Annotated in this window: 16 protein-coding genes; 6 read left to right on the top strand and 10 right to left on the bottom strand. The window is 40.2% G+C overall.

Features of this window, described 5'->3' with window-relative positions:
* Positions 1 to 186: 186 nt before the first annotated feature.
* From SNE25_RS09140 to SNE25_RS09130, 3 genes are all read right to left on the bottom strand, one after another.
* Complete coding sequence (locus tag SNE25_RS09140; RefSeq protein WP_321564787.1) at positions 187 to 2,520, bottom strand: GumC family protein; 2,334 nt, start codon at positions 2,518 to 2,520, stop codon at positions 187 to 189.
* A 5-nt stretch (positions 2,521 to 2,525) separates the two neighbouring features.
* On the bottom strand, positions 2,526 to 3,308 hold the full coding sequence (locus SNE25_RS09135) for a polysaccharide biosynthesis/export family protein (protein WP_321564786.1): 783 nt from the start codon (positions 3,306 to 3,308) through the stop codon (positions 2,526 to 2,528).
* Positions 3,309 to 3,842: 534 nt separating this feature from the next.
* Positions 3,843 to 5,447, bottom strand: a complete 1,605-nt coding sequence (locus SNE25_RS09130; RefSeq protein ID WP_321564785.1) for a glycosyl hydrolase family 28-related protein — start codon at positions 5,445 to 5,447, stop codon at positions 3,843 to 3,845.
* A gap of 508 nt (positions 5,448 to 5,955) precedes the next feature.
* On the opposite strand from SNE25_RS09130, the gene SNE25_RS09125 reads away from it, so the two are divergent.
* The 3 genes from SNE25_RS09125 (at position 5,956) to SNE25_RS09115 (ending at position 9,581) form a co-directional block, all read left to right on the top strand.
* Positions 5,956 to 6,987 (top strand): acyltransferase family protein, encoded by a 1,032-nt coding sequence (locus tag SNE25_RS09125; protein WP_321564784.1) that lies wholly within the window; start codon positions 5,956 to 5,958, stop codon positions 6,985 to 6,987.
* 69 nt (positions 6,988 to 7,056) lie between these two features.
* Complete coding sequence (locus SNE25_RS09120; protein ID WP_321564783.1) at positions 7,057 to 8,166, top strand: glycosyltransferase family 4 protein; 1,110 nt, start codon at positions 7,057 to 7,059, stop codon at positions 8,164 to 8,166.
* 53 nt (positions 8,167 to 8,219) lie between these two features.
* The gene (locus SNE25_RS09115; RefSeq protein WP_321564782.1) at positions 8,220 to 9,581 is read left to right on the top strand and encodes a lipopolysaccharide biosynthesis protein; all 1,362 of its coding nucleotides are present in this window, start codon (positions 8,220 to 8,222) and stop codon (positions 9,579 to 9,581) included.
* 45 nt (positions 9,582 to 9,626) lie between these two features.
* Here SNE25_RS09115 and SNE25_RS09110 read toward each other — a convergent pair whose 3' ends face one another.
* Complete coding sequence (locus SNE25_RS09110) at positions 9,627 to 10,304, bottom strand: DapH/DapD/GlmU-related protein (protein WP_321564781.1); 678 nt, start codon at positions 10,302 to 10,304, stop codon at positions 9,627 to 9,629.
* 330 nt (positions 10,305 to 10,634) lie between these two features.
* Here SNE25_RS09110 and SNE25_RS09105 point away from each other — a divergent pair, with 330 nt between their 5' ends.
* The 3 genes from SNE25_RS09105 (at position 10,635) to SNE25_RS09095 (ending at position 13,732) form a co-directional block, all read left to right on the top strand.
* Complete coding sequence (locus tag SNE25_RS09105; RefSeq protein ID WP_321564780.1) at positions 10,635 to 10,982, top strand: hypothetical protein; 348 nt, start codon at positions 10,635 to 10,637, stop codon at positions 10,980 to 10,982.
* 104 nt (positions 10,983 to 11,086) lie between these two features.
* Positions 11,087 to 11,902 carry a serine O-acetyltransferase gene (locus SNE25_RS09100; RefSeq protein ID WP_321564779.1) on the top strand — a complete coding sequence of 272 codons (816 nt, stop codon included), beginning with the start codon at positions 11,087 to 11,089 and terminating at the stop codon, positions 11,900 to 11,902.
* 93 nt (positions 11,903 to 11,995) lie between these two features.
* Positions 11,996 to 13,732 carry an ATP-binding response regulator gene (locus SNE25_RS09095; RefSeq protein WP_321564778.1) on the top strand — a complete coding sequence of 579 codons (1,737 nt, stop codon included), beginning with the start codon at positions 11,996 to 11,998 and terminating at the stop codon, positions 13,730 to 13,732.
* Positions 13,733 to 14,556: 824 nt separating this feature from the next.
* Here the strand turns inward: SNE25_RS09095 and SNE25_RS09090 are convergent.
* The 6 genes from SNE25_RS09090 to SNE25_RS09065 all read right to left on the bottom strand — a co-directional run bounded on the left by SNE25_RS09090 (position 14,557) and on the right by SNE25_RS09065 (position 17,211).
* Positions 14,557 to 14,874, bottom strand: a complete 318-nt coding sequence (locus SNE25_RS09090) for a hypothetical protein (protein ID WP_321564777.1) — start codon at positions 14,872 to 14,874, stop codon at positions 14,557 to 14,559.
* 520 nt (positions 14,875 to 15,394) lie between these two features.
* Positions 15,395 to 15,541 carry a hypothetical protein gene (locus tag SNE25_RS09085; RefSeq protein ID WP_321564776.1) on the bottom strand — a complete coding sequence of 49 codons (147 nt, stop codon included), beginning with the start codon at positions 15,539 to 15,541 and terminating at the stop codon, positions 15,395 to 15,397.
* Positions 15,542 to 15,608: 67 nt separating this feature from the next.
* A complete protein-coding gene (locus SNE25_RS09080) occupies positions 15,609 to 16,502 on the bottom strand; it encodes a cation diffusion facilitator family transporter (protein ID WP_321564775.1) in 894 nt (297 codons plus the stop codon).
* 128 nt (positions 16,503 to 16,630) lie between these two features.
* Positions 16,631 to 16,822, bottom strand: coding sequence for a hypothetical protein (locus SNE25_RS09075; RefSeq protein WP_321564774.1), 192 nt, complete (start codon positions 16,820 to 16,822; stop codon positions 16,631 to 16,633).
* Positions 16,823 to 16,828: 6 nt separating this feature from the next.
* Positions 16,829 to 17,050 carry a hypothetical protein gene (locus SNE25_RS09070; RefSeq protein ID WP_321564773.1) on the bottom strand — a complete coding sequence of 74 codons (222 nt, stop codon included), beginning with the start codon at positions 17,048 to 17,050 and terminating at the stop codon, positions 16,829 to 16,831.
* The gene (locus tag SNE25_RS09065; protein ID WP_321564772.1) at positions 17,050 to 17,211 is read right to left on the bottom strand and encodes a DUF3606 domain-containing protein; all 162 of its coding nucleotides are present in this window, start codon (positions 17,209 to 17,211) and stop codon (positions 17,050 to 17,052) included. Before SNE25_RS09065 ends, SNE25_RS09070 begins: the two co-directional genes overlap by 1 nt.
* Positions 17,212 to 17,277: the final 66 nt, after the last annotated feature.

Below are 17,277 nucleotides of genomic sequence, written 5' to 3'. Positions count from 1 at the left end.
AGCTGAGATTAACATGAACAAAAATGCGAGAAAATAATACATAAATTAATTACAATAATCGGCTGGATTTCATCCTGATCACCTGTTGTTTGCATCTAAGGCCGTTAACTCATATGCATCTTACTTACTCACCAAAGAATCATTGACCCTGCCCTGCTATTGGCTTCAAAATTACAGCTAGCTTTACTACGCCATATCCTTATGGGAATAATAGCTTTCATATTTGTAACCAGTGCCGTCTCTGCCATCTTTTAACCCGTTAAAAATGATTTGCATATTGGGCAAATTATGATTGACATCGAGTTTTCTAATAAAAGCGAGCATGGATTTAGGCGTGTAGCCATGACGTACAACAAATAAAGTTGTGTCTGAATATTGCGCCAGGATATTCGCATCATTGATCGAATGCAATGGCGGCGTATCTAAAAATATATAATCGTATTCCATCTTGAGTTCGTCAATCAAGTGGCTAAATCTGCTTTGGTCTAATAACTCGGCAAAAGAATCAACATAGGTACCGCTGCTGATCAGACGTAAATTCGGATGGGCAGGAATTTCCTGTATCAACTGATCACGTTTGATCGATCCCATCAGATAGTCCGTCAAGCCGACTCCTTTTCCCAAACCAAATGCGCTGCTGATCTTAGGCTTATAGATATCCATTTCCAGCAAAATGGTTTTTTTTCCTGAACGAGCCAAGGATACAGCTAAGTTACTGCTAACAAAGCTCTTACCTTCTTTAGTAATACTTGAAGAGATCAGGACTATTTGTCCGCTCTTTTCACTACTACGCAGGATATTCAATTGGGTACGCAGATGTCTGAATTGTTCGATAAGTGCAAAGCTGATTTGTTGATTTTCTTTTTCAGTTACAATCACATGATTCAGCTTTGTAAAACTTATTTCTGCAAGTATCGGTAGAGAGGTAGCCACTTCGATCTCTTTTCTTTTATTGACCGTATCTTTTGCAAGCCCCTTAACATAAACAAAACCTGTAGGGATAATTAGTCCTAAAAGTAAAGCCGCGGCAAATGGAATGTAGCGTTTGGATTTCTTTTGAGGAAGCGAATAAGCCACATCCAGTAAACGCGCGCTTGACAACGACGAAGCGTAGCTCAGCGAGATTTGTTCACGCTTTTGTAACAAGTACGTGTACAGGTTTTCCTTAATAGATTGCTGACGTTTTAACCCAACAAGCTGACGTTCCTGGCCCGGAATATTGGAAATGGAAGATTGCGAGGTCGTTTTAAACGACTGCAGCTCCCGTTTCGTAGCTAGTAACGAAGATTTTATATTCTGCAAGCTTTCCTTTACATGTTGCTTAGTGGAAGTAATTTGCTTATTTAATGGGTCAAAAGCGGGGTTTTGTTCCGGAAGCGTCGCCAGCAATTTAGTTTTTTCCAATTGCAGGTCAGAAAGCTTTTGTATCAAACCAACCAGTGTTGGGTCTGAAATGCCGATAACGGATGGCGTTCCGATGTCTGTGTTTGAATTTACATAGCGTTCCAATCCGTTAAGAATACTAAGCTGTATGCTTACCTCATTGGATTTCGCTTCGTTTGATTGTACACTCTGCAAATATACCTGTGACTGCGCGTTCAGGTCGGTCAGTCCTTTACTGCTCCGGTAACCCTCCACCTTGCCTTCCGCAGAATTAAGTTCGCCCACCAAAGAATCGAGACGTTTGTCTATAAAATCGATGGTACTTTTGGTTAGGTTATTTTTTTCTATCAGTTCAGCCTGTTTATAATAGAAAATAAGATTGTTCAGAAAGTCTTCTCCACGTTTAGCATTTAGATCGGTGGTAGAAAGTTCAATCACAGAGGCTAATTTATCAGGCATAGAAACCTCCACTCCATTTTGGTAGCTCAGAATCGTAGCCTCCCGATCACCGAGAATAACATTTACCGTCTTACCAATGTATTGAGTCAGATGTGCCGTAGGCGATATATTCCAGGAACCCATTCTATCTGCAATCGTATCGCGGAAACGGTGGTTGGTCACTTTTTTATTTTCATCGGTAATACAGTAAGCGTCCGAGTTAAGGATTTTGACGATCAGTACTTGGCTTGGAATAGTTCCCTCACTCTTGTACAAATTAAAAGTGATTGGACTCATGCCATACAGGTCATTTTTTATCAGCCCATCTACCGACTGGTAATTAACCCATAACTGAAGATGATCAACAACAGATTTGATCAGACTACGGGACTTAAAGACCTCTATCTCGTTTTCCACAATTTTAGGCGGGTTGACCAGATCAAGCTCCTGTAGTGCTGATTTATCTTCGTTAGGTTTTTCCTTGCTATCATCCTGCATTAACATTGTTGCTTTGACATCAAATACAGGCTTTTTAATTTTAAAAAAAGCAAAGGCTGCTGCCAGAGCAATTGTTAAACAAATCAGATACAGTGGCCAATGGCCAAAATACTGGCGAAAAATATGTTTAAAATCAATACTATCGTCATCACCTCTTGCCTGACGACTGGTGAGAGCCTGTTGTGTTTTATTAATAGGCATAACTTTTAACGATTTTGGATTAGTAATGCAGATACGACAATGGCAATGGCGGAAAGGCCAGATAACAATAAGGACGTATTTCTATATCCTCTGTCTACGCTGGAGTATTTTGACTTATCAGGTTCCACATACAGGATGTCGTTATTTTGCAAATAGTAGTAAGGTTGATTAAATACTTCCTTTTTTGTTAAATCAATAGGGAAATATTCCCGTTTACCGTTCTGTTCCCTTATTAGAAACACGGTTTTACGTTTGGCTGTAATATTAAGATCACCGGCAAGGCTTAATGCTTCGTAAATATTGATATGTTCATTTTGAACGGTATAAGCGTCGGGCTTCAATACATCGCCAATAACCGAAATTTTAAAATTCAATAAGCGGACGCTTACAATCGGTTTTTTCAGGTAGGTTGTTAAATCACTGTTCAGCTGCTGGGCCACTTGCTCGGTAGTCATACCGGCTACTTTCATATTCCCCACCAGCGGTAATTTAATTTCGCCATTACCGTTGACACGGTAACCATAAACCTGATTATTATTAATCGAAGCATCATTGCCGCTTCCCTGACCAGAATTAAATACCATAGCGGCTTCCGGATTCAGGCTCGTTACATGGATACCGATCAGGTCATTAGTTTGGATTTTTAGAACTGCAAAATTGTTGATGGCCTCCTCTGTATTTTTCGCATGATCTAAATCTTGGAAATAAGGCACATTTTTGTAAGAACCGCAGGAAAAGCAAAATAAGATGGTGATAAATAGAAGTAATTTCGTAACGCTTGATTTCATGATTTCAGTGTAATATCAATTTATTCGAAAAAGTTAATCGTACCGGAGGAGCCTTTGCCTATTGTATCGGTTAAAGCTTTCAGCTGTCACGGTTAACAATTTCCGTATTCGCAGTCGGTTTGCAATAATTGAACCATAACTTAAATTTGCATTTATTTCAAAAAAACAGACAAAAAGTAGCGGAGATGGCAGGATTCCTCCCACTCAATTGAGGAATTAATTGGACAACATGAGAATTGGGGAATATTTAGCCCAACGGTAATTACCCAACTTGTCATTAATCAATGGGCCCAATGAACTAAAGAATATTAAAGCCCGCCGAAATTCCGATGGGCTTCCCGGGCTAAATCGTAATTAGCATGGTGCTGGCCAGCGTTACGGAGTTAACGTAACTCGTGTTTGTATGTTTATGGATGCAGCGTGCAGCGTAAAGTCCCCGTCGCTAGTGGTAGTAGCGCAAAATGCCGGCGATGTGATCGCCGGCATTTTGAATCGTATACCGCTTTGTTATAAAATCCAGAGATGCTGATTGAACTATAGCGTAACGTTGTTCGTATTCGTTTTAAAAGTAATACCTGCCAATTCAACCAAAGCACCACTAAAACTATTATTAAGGAGCGTCATTCCTGAAAACTTATTTCCATTAGCGGAGATTGCGCTGATTTTAACACCACCCGCTTTGATATTGTTTCCAACCACCTTATTACCCGTTAAATTCATGTTATTGAGCGCTACCAGTAAAGCAATCTCCCGCATGGAACCGCCGTTCGCACCGGTAGTATATGTAATGGTATTATTGTTTTCTGTTGCAATCTGCGTGGCCGATAATTTGCTGGTGTAAAACACAATCGCATTTCTTGCCTGTACATTCGGCTTTGAATAAGTAATACTATTATTACTTACGTTTACATTAAATGAGGAATTGCTGTTGACATTGATCGCTATATATTTGGAATTGTTCACCCGGTTACCGATAATGGTCGCAGCCGGGGTAAAGTCACCTTCAACGGAAATACCTTCCCAGCAATTATTAATCGTATTGTATCCGATTTTGGAAGATGCGGTTTTGGCATTTGCCGGAGTAGCACTTCTGAAATTCACGACAATACCGGGAATCAGGCTTGCCGCATCATTGATCAGGTTACTATCTATACGGAGATTATGATTACCGCCAATCTCCATGTACATAAGCTTGGCATCACTGATGGTATTCAGAACCGCAACTGTATTGACGCCCACCAGAGATATACCCATGCCATCTGAATTCTGGGTTGGACTTTTACCTGTACCAGATACGACATTTCCTTTTAAGATCGTTCCATCCATATTGCCCCAATCTTCGATGCCCATATGGCCTGCATTGATTATGGTATTATTGATAACCTGGTTTCCTTTACAATAAACCGCGGTGTTCCCATGTGCGCTTAAACCGTTGGAATGGGAATTCTGAATGGTATTGCCAATAATGATATTATTGCTGGCACCTGACTCTGCATATTCCATACCTACGGTGTATAACTTATTATAGCCGATGAAATTATTAGTGCTACCGGTACCAGACACCCAAAAGCCTTCGATACCAGCGTTTTTATATGCCTGTGTAAAATTGATCGTATTATATTTAAAGGAGTTTTTAGGGCTGTTGGATATATAAAAGACACTGTTTGCCCATGCGCCAGGAGTAAAGCTTTTTGTTGAGGGCAGGAATTTCAAATTCACAACAGCGCTCCCTGATACAGAGTTCAGAGAAAAATAGCGTCCTGACACTAGTAAGGTACCACTCATGGCGGGTCCCGCTTTGATCGCAGCGCCATTTGTCCCATAAATGCTGACACCACTCCGCATAGCCAAAGTTTTATTGATAATATAGGTCCCTTTTGTAAGTACCAGAACATTTTTACCGTTGATAGCATTTTGGATAGCTTTGGTGTCGTCGTGCACACCGTCGCCAACGGCACCAAAGGTTTTAACGTTGACAGCCGTTGCCGGTGGAATTGTGTCCTGTGAAACCGCAACAGTGGTGGTGTTGGTTGTCATCGAAGTAAATGAATCTTTTGACGGGACAGTAGTAAACATCATATCCTTTTTACAGGAAAACAACGTTACGAATAACATGAGTAAAAAATAGTTTTTTTTCATAAGGGGGTAATGTATAAACGCTCGCATTTAATTGTTCAAATGTTTAAAATACCGAAATAATGTATTTTTTGCAAAATAATAATTAAAACTCCCCTAAATGAATTTTTTTTAAAATTTAACCAATAATTTATATTAAAAATATAATATTATTACCTTATCATAAAAAAATATGCATTCTATTCAATAAATATTATTTAAAAATGTTGTTACAAACTCGAGTTTGGCAGCATATTTATCGCTCTTTTTTGGTTATTCGAATCATTTTTCGTCTTACTGAGGTCTATTTGGGGATGATGTTGATATTTATTCCCGCTTTGGGTACAAATGTCAACATCAAAAAGGCCTCAGTTTTTCGAAAACATCCATCTACCTTAAATGCTGGTTATTTAATTCTTAATTAAGTGCTTGTAATGCGCAGGGAAGCCTTGAATTTGCACTTAAAAATCTTATTACGGATATTTTGCACAGTAATTGCAAAGAGTGTGACCATCGATTATGATTACTTTCTATGCAAGACACCAGAAAATTTAAGGTCAACAACTTCGACTTGTTGCGACTATTAGCAGCAACCCAAGTGATCGTAGATCATTATTTTCAGCACTCGGATCTTTCCATTTCAGGATTAGGGCATAAGATCTTATATCTTTTTCCTGGTGTTCCTGTTTTTTTCGTCATCAGCGGGTACCTGATTTCCGCATCCTACGAAAGGAATGCGAGTTTTCGTGGCTATCTGTATAATCGTGCGTTACGCATTTTCCCGGGATTATGGGCTTGTATTTTCATTACCATCCTGGTAATTTCCTTAACAGGGGTCAGCTTTTTCAATAAAAATGCGATATTCTGGTTCCCATCCCAGCTTGCTGGTATGATCTATACTCCCGGTTTTTTATCCAATTACGGTTTTGGCTCTTACAACGGCAGTCTGTGGTCTATTCCTATAGAGCTTCAGTTTTATCTGCTTCTGCCATTGATTTATACCTTGATTCCACAAAAAAGAATAGATTATGGCTTTTTTGGTATATTTCTATTATTCCTGTTCTTACATATTTTGTTCTATATTGTTAAGTTTCCCAGTCCTCTGTTTCGTAAAGCTGCCGGTTACACATTTATACCGTACTTTTATCTTTTTTTAATCGGAGTCATTTTTCAACGCCTTCAAATTTTCAAAACCCGCTTTATTTATAACAAAGCTCATTTTTGGGTAATCGGTTACGTTGCTTATAGCTTATGCTTTCCGGATGGCACCGATCACTTATTTTTTGCGACCATCAAGCATATCATTTTAAGCTTTTGCGTGATCTCGCTGGCTTACACTGCGCCGGGCATAGCTCAAAAACTACTTCGTAATAATGACATTTCTTACGGCATTTATATTTATCACGGTTTATTACTTACCGTTATCGTGCAGGAAAAGCTGTATTCCTACACGAATGTATTTGAGTTAGTAGCCTTAACTTATGTCCTTGCGCTCTTATCCTGGATATTCGTCGAAAAACCATTTATAAAGAGTAAAAGACAAACGATCAAAACACCTATTTAATGCTATGTACAGCCGATGGGCCAAGGCTAATTAGCTACTTTAACCTATAATAATTAATCATTTTTTTTGATGAAATCACAAAAGGCAGTTCATATCCTGCACAGCATAGAATTTTCGGGTGCAGAAATCATGCTTTACCAAGCATCAGACATATTCAGAAAGAACCACATCAACGTCACCCTTTTGGCATGCGAACTACGCAAAGGTAAATTTGAATTGCAGATGCTTGAAAAAGGATATGCCATTGATTCGGTAGGATCAAATGGAAAAATTGCTTCCATGCTCAGGTTTTACCGCTATTTCAGGAAAGCGAAGTTCGACATTGTACATATCCATACGGAAGATATGTATCTTTGGAAAGTTATCGCTCTGCGGCTCACCGGACATCAGAACATTGTGAGAAGTTATCATAATAACTGGACATTCAAAGGCTGGGTAAGGTTGAAACGCACCTTTCATCGTCGGTTGGCATCACTCCTGGGCGTAAAAGGTCATGCTATCGGCGCAGCAGTAGAGGCCAATGAACGCAAACTGTTCCGCAACCCTACTACCATCATTAATAATTGGATAAGCCTGAATCCTAAACTTTTATCGGAACGGGAGCAGGTGCGTGCAGCTAAACGACGGGAGTTAAATATTCCCGAGGAGACATTTGTTCTTATTTCCATAGGTGGCTGTTCTCCAATAAAGAATCATAACTTCATTATAGACCTGATTCCCCAGTTGCGACAGAATAATGGACTAAATGTATATTATTTACATGTTGGTACAGGTGCGGATGAAAATACAGAAAAGTCCAAAGCTGCCGCTCTGGGCCCCCATTCAAATATTTATTTCAAAGGAAACCGCAAGGACATTCCGGAATTGCTGATGGCAGCAGATGTCTATTTAATGCCTTCTTTATTTGAAGGCCTTTCTATAGCCCTTTTGGAAGCCATGTACTATAACGGCTTGGTTATAGTCAATGACGCACCTGGTTTGAATAATATGGTGATCCATGAAACGAACGGTTATGTTATCGACGTCAGCAATATTCAAGCTTATACGACATTGCTGAAAAAAATAGCTCAGGGTGAAATTGATACTTCTGTTACGAAAGCTGCGGCCAGGGAATTTGTTAAGAAAAACTTCTCAATGGATAAAAATGCAGAAGAGCTTGTCCGATTTTACAATTTATAATTTAACCCTATTCAGATTTACACGCGGAAATCTGCAATATTCATAAAGAAAATATGTTGACATCATTTAAAAGTAAGGCACAAAACTTCTGGACCGTTGGCCACGAACGCACGCTCAAACTAAAAAAGAACATTATTTATTCTTTTTTAATCAAAGGGGCAAGCGTTCTCGTCGGTTTTGTTGTCATTCCTTTAACTATCCATTATATCAACGCGGGGCAGTATGGCATATGGCTTACCATCAGTTCTATGGTCAGCTGGATCAATACATTTGATATCGGTCTGAGCAATGGCCTAAGAAATAAGATGGCTCATTCATTGGCGCTTAATGAAACCGAAAATATTGCCAGGTACATCAGTACTACCTATGCCATTCTTTTTTTAATAGCAGCCGTTACTTTTCTCTTGTTTTTTCTTACGGGATCATTTTTTGACTGGAATCAAATGCTGAACATTAAAAATGCAGTCAACTACGATATCTGGCCCATTATTATTCTCACGCTTGGCGCGTTTTGTGTGCAGTTTTTCCTGCAACCTGTGAACAGTGTTTTAACGGCGTCTCATCAGCCTTTCAAAGCATCGCTTATCGCACTTTTCGGACAAGTATTGACACTGGTTGTCATCTATTTACTTACGGTTTTCACCAAAGGCAGTTTGTTCTTGTTGGTAGCTGGCGTCAGTGCGTCGCCGGTTATTGTTTTTTTGATCGCCAACTTTTATTTTTTTAATACATCATTAAAAAGCTATAAACCGAAGTTTCGTTATATCGATCTTTCGAGTGCCAGGAGTCTGTTAAATACCGGTGGTATTTTCTTCTTTATACAGGTTGGCGCTATCGTGCTGTTCCAAACCGACAACATTCTGATTTCTCGTAACCTGGGTCCACAGGATGTCACAGTTTTCAACCTTGCATATAAGTATTTTTCACTGATACAAGTTATTTTTGTAATTATATTGACCCCTTACTGGAGTGCATTCACCGACGCTTATGCCAAAAAGGACATGATCTGGATCAGGGAATCTATCGGCAAGACAAGGCAGCAATGGCTTTATATCAGCGGTCTTGCTGTAGTACTTTTGGCGGGCTCGCCATTATTTTACAGGGCATGGATCGGTAACACCGTGCATATTCCATTCCAGCTTTCTTTAGCAATGACGGTATATGTGATGACAACCACATGGCAGGGCATTTATTCAAGCGCGCTGAACGGCATCGGTAAATTAAGAATACAATTAATTCTTGTTATTAGCACCGCATTACTGAATATTCCATTATCAATCTATCTGATTGCGCGGGTGGGGTTATATGGCACTGTTCTGGCCAATATCATTCTGGTAGTGATCATCAATATCTTTTTGACTTACCAGGTGAACCTGATCATGAAAGAAAAAGAGAAAGGCATTTGGGCGAAATAAGGACGATCGAATAACATCTATCATAAACGGTCCCGGAATACGCTATTATTCAAGTTTCCAGGACACGTTTTCTTTGATTGTTTTACTAGGATAACCCGCGCTGATCACATTTGAAGGTACATACTTGGTCACTACGGAGCCCATTCCGATAATACTTCCGTTATCAATCGTAACCCCTTTCAAGATAATTACTTTGCTGCCGACCCATACATTGTTGCCTATGGTGACCGAACGTTCGGGGTTGATGAGTTCTCCCTCCAGATTGAAGATAGGGTGTGTATCGCTGGCCCATAACTCAATATGATCTGAAAATAAACAGTTCGAACCGATCACGATTTTATTATCCCGACCTGCATTAACTATCCTGATCCCGCCAAATGTGGTGCCTGCACCTATTTCTACAACCAAGTGTTCCCCTCTGATAAGCAATGTGGAATCTCTGAACATGACCCCCTCGGCCAAGTAAACGCGGTTATTATTTCCTTCAATGCTGATAGTCGAACCGGCGACATAAGCATTATCGAAAATCACTTGGTTTTCCCTGCCGTAAACCGTCAACGAGGTATTTTCAATCCTCGATGAGGATATACATATACTGGCAGGAAATTTTGCGCGTATGCGTGCTCTGAAAAAACTACTTCCTTTGATTTGACTTCTTTTAAAATGCACCAATAGTGAACATTTGTTAAAAAAGGACATTAGTTTTTTGATATTTTGTTTCATGTTGAAATTAATGAAGACCTGAAGGTTGAATAGTGCTTTTTTACGTTATGCCTCTGCTGCCATCTCAAACCTGATACCAATTCCTGAAGAGCTGCAGTTAGTTGCATTTTCTACCGTTTGAGGTCATCAGTATTATTCACCATTTGCTCCAAATCTGACATTACCTAAAGCCTGTTTCGCGCTTATAGCATTTTCGCCCAACCCTTGTTTTTCGCGCCAGATCCATCTGCTAATTTACTTTTTAAGTAATGGTTAAATCCTTGCTCTTCAGTGTAGTGATCAATAAATCTGGGGCATCATATTTGCCTAGACAGCTTAGATAATAAGCAGATGAGATTACTAATGATTGACGGGAATCCGTCATATTATTCCGTTGCAAAGGTACTAAATAAACGTTGTAGGCAATTTGAATATCCACAATTTACTTCAAATGGTCAGGTGGTAACTAAGTCAGTGGAAAAAAATCTACAAATGGGGGAACTCCTGCCCGAGATTATCTTAATGGATTTTAATAGACTGGATTTTAAGGGTTGGAATTTCTTTAAATATTTTCAGCAGACGAAAAAACGGGTGCTTGAAACTACCGTGATTTATCTTCTAAGTTCATCGGTCAGCTTTGACGGGCAAGGGAATGACAAACACTATCCTTTTGTCAAGTCTACTTTACAAGACTGTTAAATCTGAAGATATCAGTGCCGATCGGACAACACTAAACCAACTAAAAAACCAATTAATAAGCAGTTCCGCGATAACGAAAAGCGAGCGTTAAAATAGCATCTCTTATGGCCCTACCATTTTCTCAGTATATTTTCAATAAACATCATTCAGGCAAATCCGTACCCGATAACAGCGAAATCACGAACTGGGTTAACCGTATGATCGCTTTGCTATTTCCCGAGCAAAAGAATACTAACTTTAGATGCGTCCAACATGTTGAGAACGAGTTTACAGCACTTCAAAGTGATTTGCAACGGATGATTAAGATAGTTGGAAACGCTCAGGAGGATGAAGCACTCATTGCCTGTATATTTTTCGAGAATCTGCCGGTACTTTACAACTTGATGAAAAGCGATGTGAAGGCTATCTTTGACGGCGACCCTGCAGCAAATAGTGAGTTTGAGGTAATCAGGGCTTATCCAGGTTTTTTTGCCATATCCCTTTATAGAGTAGCACATGCATTAAATACCTTAGGCGTCAATCTTCTACCCCGCATTATTACAGAGTACGCTCATTCCAAAACGGGAATTGATATTCATCCCGCAGCTACTATTGGCCCATATTTTCATATCGATCACGGAACTGGAATTGTCATCGGGGAAAGTTGCCAAATAGGCCAGCATGTTAAATTGTACCAGGGGGTAACACTTGGCGCATTAAGTGTGAATAAAAGTATGGCACACACCAAGCGACATCCGACATTGGAAGATCATATTATTGTTTATTCAGGGGCTACGATTTTAGGTGGTCAAACCCTTATCGGTCATCATAGCGTAATCGGAGGAAATATCTGGCTCACAACGAGTGTTCCACCTTTTTCAGTACTTCATCATAGGTCACATTATAAAACAGGAAATAAAAAAGAAGTCTCAGCCGTGTAAAATGATGATAAGTAAACCGGCATATATTAAAAGACCCAGAACCTTTTTCTGTCGACATGCTATTTTAAACTTGGATTTCCTTAGCAAATCAATATGAAAAACGCTCCCAATCAAGCGTCCGCACCAACTAATAGTAAATCTTACTTGCACGCACTTTTTGATATTAAAAATGCGCCGAAAAGAGCGTACCAACTGGGTATTGCTACATTAGGCACCGGCTTTGCGCTCGCAATTTATGACCAATACCTGGGTTTATCCGTTTCAGCATTCCTGGTAACCTGCTTTTGCATTGCCATTCTGATGTTTTTGATATTGAAATACCAGCAGGCGATCAACAATTTAAAAATTGCCATTATATCGACTGTTTGCGCCTTACTCGTGTTGCTGGTATGCCTTGAAGGCATACAAACCGAACAATATTTATACTTTTTCCCCTTGATGGTGGCCATTCCAATACTAATAGACTTTAAAGACTCGAAGCTATGGGAGCCGCTGGTTTATATCCTGCTGATCATTGTATCCTTTAGCATCTGCATATTTTTGGGATTTCAGAAGAGTCCTTTGGAGGCCTTTAATGCTCAGGAGGCCGGACATCTTGCAATCGTCAATAGATTTACCGCGATTATCATGACAATCATTTTCGCTTCTTTTTATATTATTTTCGAAAAAAAATATATACATGAACTGTTAAATCAAAGTAAAGTGGCAATTGATTCGAGAACGAGGTTCCTTTCTACTATGGGCCATGAATTACGAACGCCGCTAAATGGCATTGTCGGCACCTTAAATTTACTCAAGCAAGACCACAGGCTATATAAAGACGAATATTTCCAAACGTTGGTATACTGTTCAGATCACATGCTGCAACAAGTAAATAACATTCTGGACTTCAATAGGATCGAGGCAGATAAGTTAGAAATCCACCCTGTAAAGGTGAATATGTACCAATTATTAACCAATATTGGCATTCCCTTCACCTCTACCATTCATGAGAAAGGTCTCGATCTCATCATCCGTATCGATCCAAAGCTCGACACCATAATGTATGCTGACGACCTGCGGTTGATTCAAGTTTTCAATAATTTACTATCAAACGCCATAAAATTCACAAAAAAAGGAAACATTTCAATTGATGCCCAGTGCGTCAACTTTAATGTTAAGACGATGGAAATTAAATTTGTAGTCAAAGACACCGGAATCGGTATTGCACCCGATGATCAGCTTAAGGTTTTTGAAAGTTTTGAGCAAATCTATGACAGAGACCATAACAAAAACATAGGAACAGGTCTGGGATTAACGATTTGTGTTCGCTTACTAAAATTAATGAACAGTTCGATCACCCTTCAAAGCGAAAAAAACAAAGGAAGTCAATTTAGCTTCAACATTAAATTTGAAAGAGCGGACCTTCCGATGCCTGCCCCTGGTGAATTGGGAAATTTCATACCGCAAGACCTTTCGGGCATTAAAATCTTATTAGTAGAGGACAACGAGATCAATATGATGGTCGCCAAAAAGATCTTAACAAGCCTGAAAGCGATAACATCCTGTAGTGTTAACGGTAAACACGCCATCGAAACTCTGTTAAACAATTCTGCCTACGATATTATTTTAATGGATCTTGAAATGCCCATAATGAGTGGATTTACTGCAATATCGCACATTAAAAATATGTATCCTCAAATTCCGGTTATCGCGTTCACGGCATCGTTAGTTGATCAGCACATGTTAACTGAATTATTGGAAAGTGGGTTCGCAGATTGTTTATTAAAACCCTTTAAGCCGCAACAGCTACTTTCTGCCATCAAAAAACAGCTCACCCAGGCGGTCTGACCAAGCCAGGTTAGGGTTAGATACGGAAAAAGCCATTAACTGCTAATTTGATTAGCCGCGAAAAGAATAGCAGCAGAGACCTGCGCCGGCATTAGTTTAAAAGCATTAAATTCATTCTGGCGCGCCAGGAATAGGTGAGCAGTCTTTCGGATAGCCCAAGCACATAAAGATATTGCGTTTTTAAATTGCCTTCTAACAATGTCTTTATTAATAAATTCGATAAATAATTCACAGGGGTGAAGGTTATCAAGTTATCTCCAGTAGGCCCCCTCATTTTCTCGTAAAACGAATCTGTTTCGGAGGTTATTAAATGTGATACTTTGATTCAACCGTTGTAAATATACCGGAAACGATGGCCTATAAGACTAAGGTAATATCAAAGCCAGCATCTCTTGTATGTTGCTTGATAATGAATTTGCATTTATAAACCTGCCCATCACTTTTTCTCATAAACACAATGGTACCAGAGTTGGTATGCAATCTTACGAAAGATATATCAAAAAACTTGTTCGTAAGCGTATGAGTTTGTAAATACTCGATATATAGTTGGGGGTAGTTTAACTCTCCGGACATTAAAACAAGCTGGACTTCACAGTTATTTTTTTCTGTACCTAAAATAAATAACGATGCTAAATCAATCATTTAATGCTACAAAATCGATTTTCAGCATTAAACGATTGATTACTTTATCAAATTTCGTTAAAACAAATCTACTATCTAGGTATGGTCGTCACTTGACATTAGCTGTAAAACTCTTCATTGCGAAATATCAACGATAAATCAACAACATCACATTCATTTTTACCATTCTTATATCAGAACGGTTAAAATGATATATTGTTCGTCTTCGTATCCCATGTGGGGTTTATACTTACATGGAAACCGTTGCCAGACGGAAGACGAGCACCTCCAAATAATTGACCTGATACCAAAGTCTGGCGCCCGGTTTGAATGTTGAAGTCGCCGGCAAAGCCATATCCGTTATAATTGCTTGCCTGAAGTGTATTTACAGCAAGTAGCCTGATTGCAAACGTCCTATTGGTATCGAGCATAAACCTACTGAACTGCATATTCTTAACGCCTGTTTTTACCGGCACGGTAGGAGGTGTAAAAATCCCTATAGTGCCAAAATTATTGGCCATAACAGGCGCTCCGCTTAAAACATTAAATATCTGTAATGGTTGGGCAAACGGCCTTGGAAATTATCATCAGATATTTGTACGCATAGAAATTTTACATTTTGAGGTATAGCATCCTCTATATTTACTGTAATTTCGGATACCATCCTATCCAGGTCTACATTTTGGTTTTGAAAAGTACCTGACGATCCTAAGGTCAGATTTATTTTTTTAAAGAAGGCATCTTCAATATGAATCATAATTACCGCCGGAAATAACTCTCGAGTACAGCAAATTTAGATTAGACAATTGTCCCGCGTTACTGAATGTCAAACCTGCAAACACTACGGTGTAATTCCCTGCAGGCAGCGAAAATGAAACTTTTCCGAAATTTGTTGCATCTGACGGCAATTGCTTTGTTGTAATGATAGAATTTCCACTTGCATCATAAACATCAACATATATGACATCGACCACATTTTTCAGCGAAGAATCAATTGTTGCCGTCGTTCCAATACGATTTATTTTTAACTTATTTACGACATTAAAAACTCCAGTTGATGAGCAAAACCAACATTGATGTCACGTGGTTCAACTTCCCTGATGGGTTTGATGATTTATTTGAATTCTCCTTTTTACACGCAGCAAGCAGGACGATAACTGCCAGTACGCTATATATGTATTTTTTCATTTTTTCGGAATGATCTGTTATAGTAGTTAATAATGTATGACAATGAGTGTTTTTTCATAATGTTTCATTAAACAGGTTCAATAAATACCTGCCGGTAATGCGGATAAGCCATTTGTAAGCGCGTCCGAAGGCGTTTGATCTCGTTAGCGGCTTGATCGACGTTTTTTTCGGGTTCAAATTTTATGCGCAACAGCAATATGATCTCTTCCGGGCCGAGATGCATGGAACGCGTTTCTTTGATCTGCTGAATGGCGGCTTCTTTTTCCAGGAGTTCTCTGATCGCTTTAAGTTCCGCCGGGTCGGCAGTTTCGCCCATAAGTAAGCTGCGGCTTTCGCGAACCAGTAAGATCGCCACGAGTGTGAGTAGCAAGCCGATCAGCAGCGAGGCCATGCCGTCGATCAGCGTGTTGGCCAGCAGCTGGCTCAGCAAAATACCCGTAAAGGCTATCAGCAGGCCGATCACATCGGCCGCATCTTCAAACAATACCACGAAAGTCGACGGGTCTTTACTGCGTTTCACGGCCTGCCAGAACGGCGTTGCGCCGCGCTGGCGGTTGAATTCTTTGAGGGCGGTGATAAATGAAATGCCGTCGAATATCAAAGCAGCACCCAATACGGCATAGTTCCAGACCAGATGCCGGGCCGATTCAGGATGCCGAAGGTGATCGATGCCCTCATAGATCGAAACGATGCCGCCCAACAGAAAAAATAATAAGGAGACGATAAAAGCCCAGAAATAGAGTTCCTTGCCGTAACCGAACGGGCGCTGTTCATCCGGCGGCCGCTGGCTTCGCTTTAAACCCAGGAGTAACAACACCTCGTTACTGGTATCAACCAGCGAGTGCACACCTTCTGAGACCATAGCAGAGCTGCCAGTAAAGGCGGCTGCGGCCAGCTTGATGGCGGCAATGGCCAGGTTAGCGGCCAGTGCAGTATAGATCGGGGTTTTGGATGCTGGCATAAATCAATTACACGCTATAAAAACCGCCCGGTAAACCAGGCCGGCAAAAACCACAGCACTACGAAAAACTGCTTGCATTGAGCAAGCTTGGTCTTTCCGACATGGCTTTTACCAGATCAGACAGGGATTTAAGGCGCGCCTTGCAGTTCCTGGTTATCGTCATTTTTTTCTTGCTCGTGGCTGGCCGCATCGGTGTCGCGCGGTATGCCGGCTGCGGCATCATCGCCCTGCTGTTCAATAGTAGCATTGACTTCCTCACCTGTTTCCAGATCACTGCCGAGCTCATCGGTTTGCTCCTTTGGCTTTTTCTGTTCGTTCATGATTGTCTAATCTAATACCACCTGCCATTGACCATCATCATTAAGCATATAGCCGAGTCCGTCGCTCATTTCATGGACTTCTTTTTGACGTTCATCGCTGAAGCGAGTGTGCAGTTCGTGTATCGGGCCACCACTCTCACGTTTCAAAAAAAAGAGCAGCGAAGCCATGTTAGCTGCTACATCTTTGAGCTGGTCAGCATCGCTTTCTTTCACAAATGCACGGCTCATTATTTCACTTTCTTTTCTATGTTCCTGCGCTGGTTGCCGGCTGATTTTTTGGCGCCTTTGATCTCTTTTTGGCTTACGCCTTCTTTGTGCGCTTCGTATTTGATTTCGTGGGGCTGATTCGATACGGAATTCCTTTCCACTTTACTTCCTCTGATGCTCATAGGTCGATATATTTGTTTTAATAATAAGTTAACAAATTTTACAACCCGAAGTTTTAGCAAACTGCT

The organism is Mucilaginibacter sabulilitoris (assembly GCF_034262375.1).
Classification (GTDB): domain Bacteria; phylum Bacteroidota; class Bacteroidia; order Sphingobacteriales; family Sphingobacteriaceae; genus Mucilaginibacter; species Mucilaginibacter sabulilitoris.
Note: the sequence above shows the minus strand (reverse complement) of the source record. Positions and strands in the feature narration are given on the sequence as shown.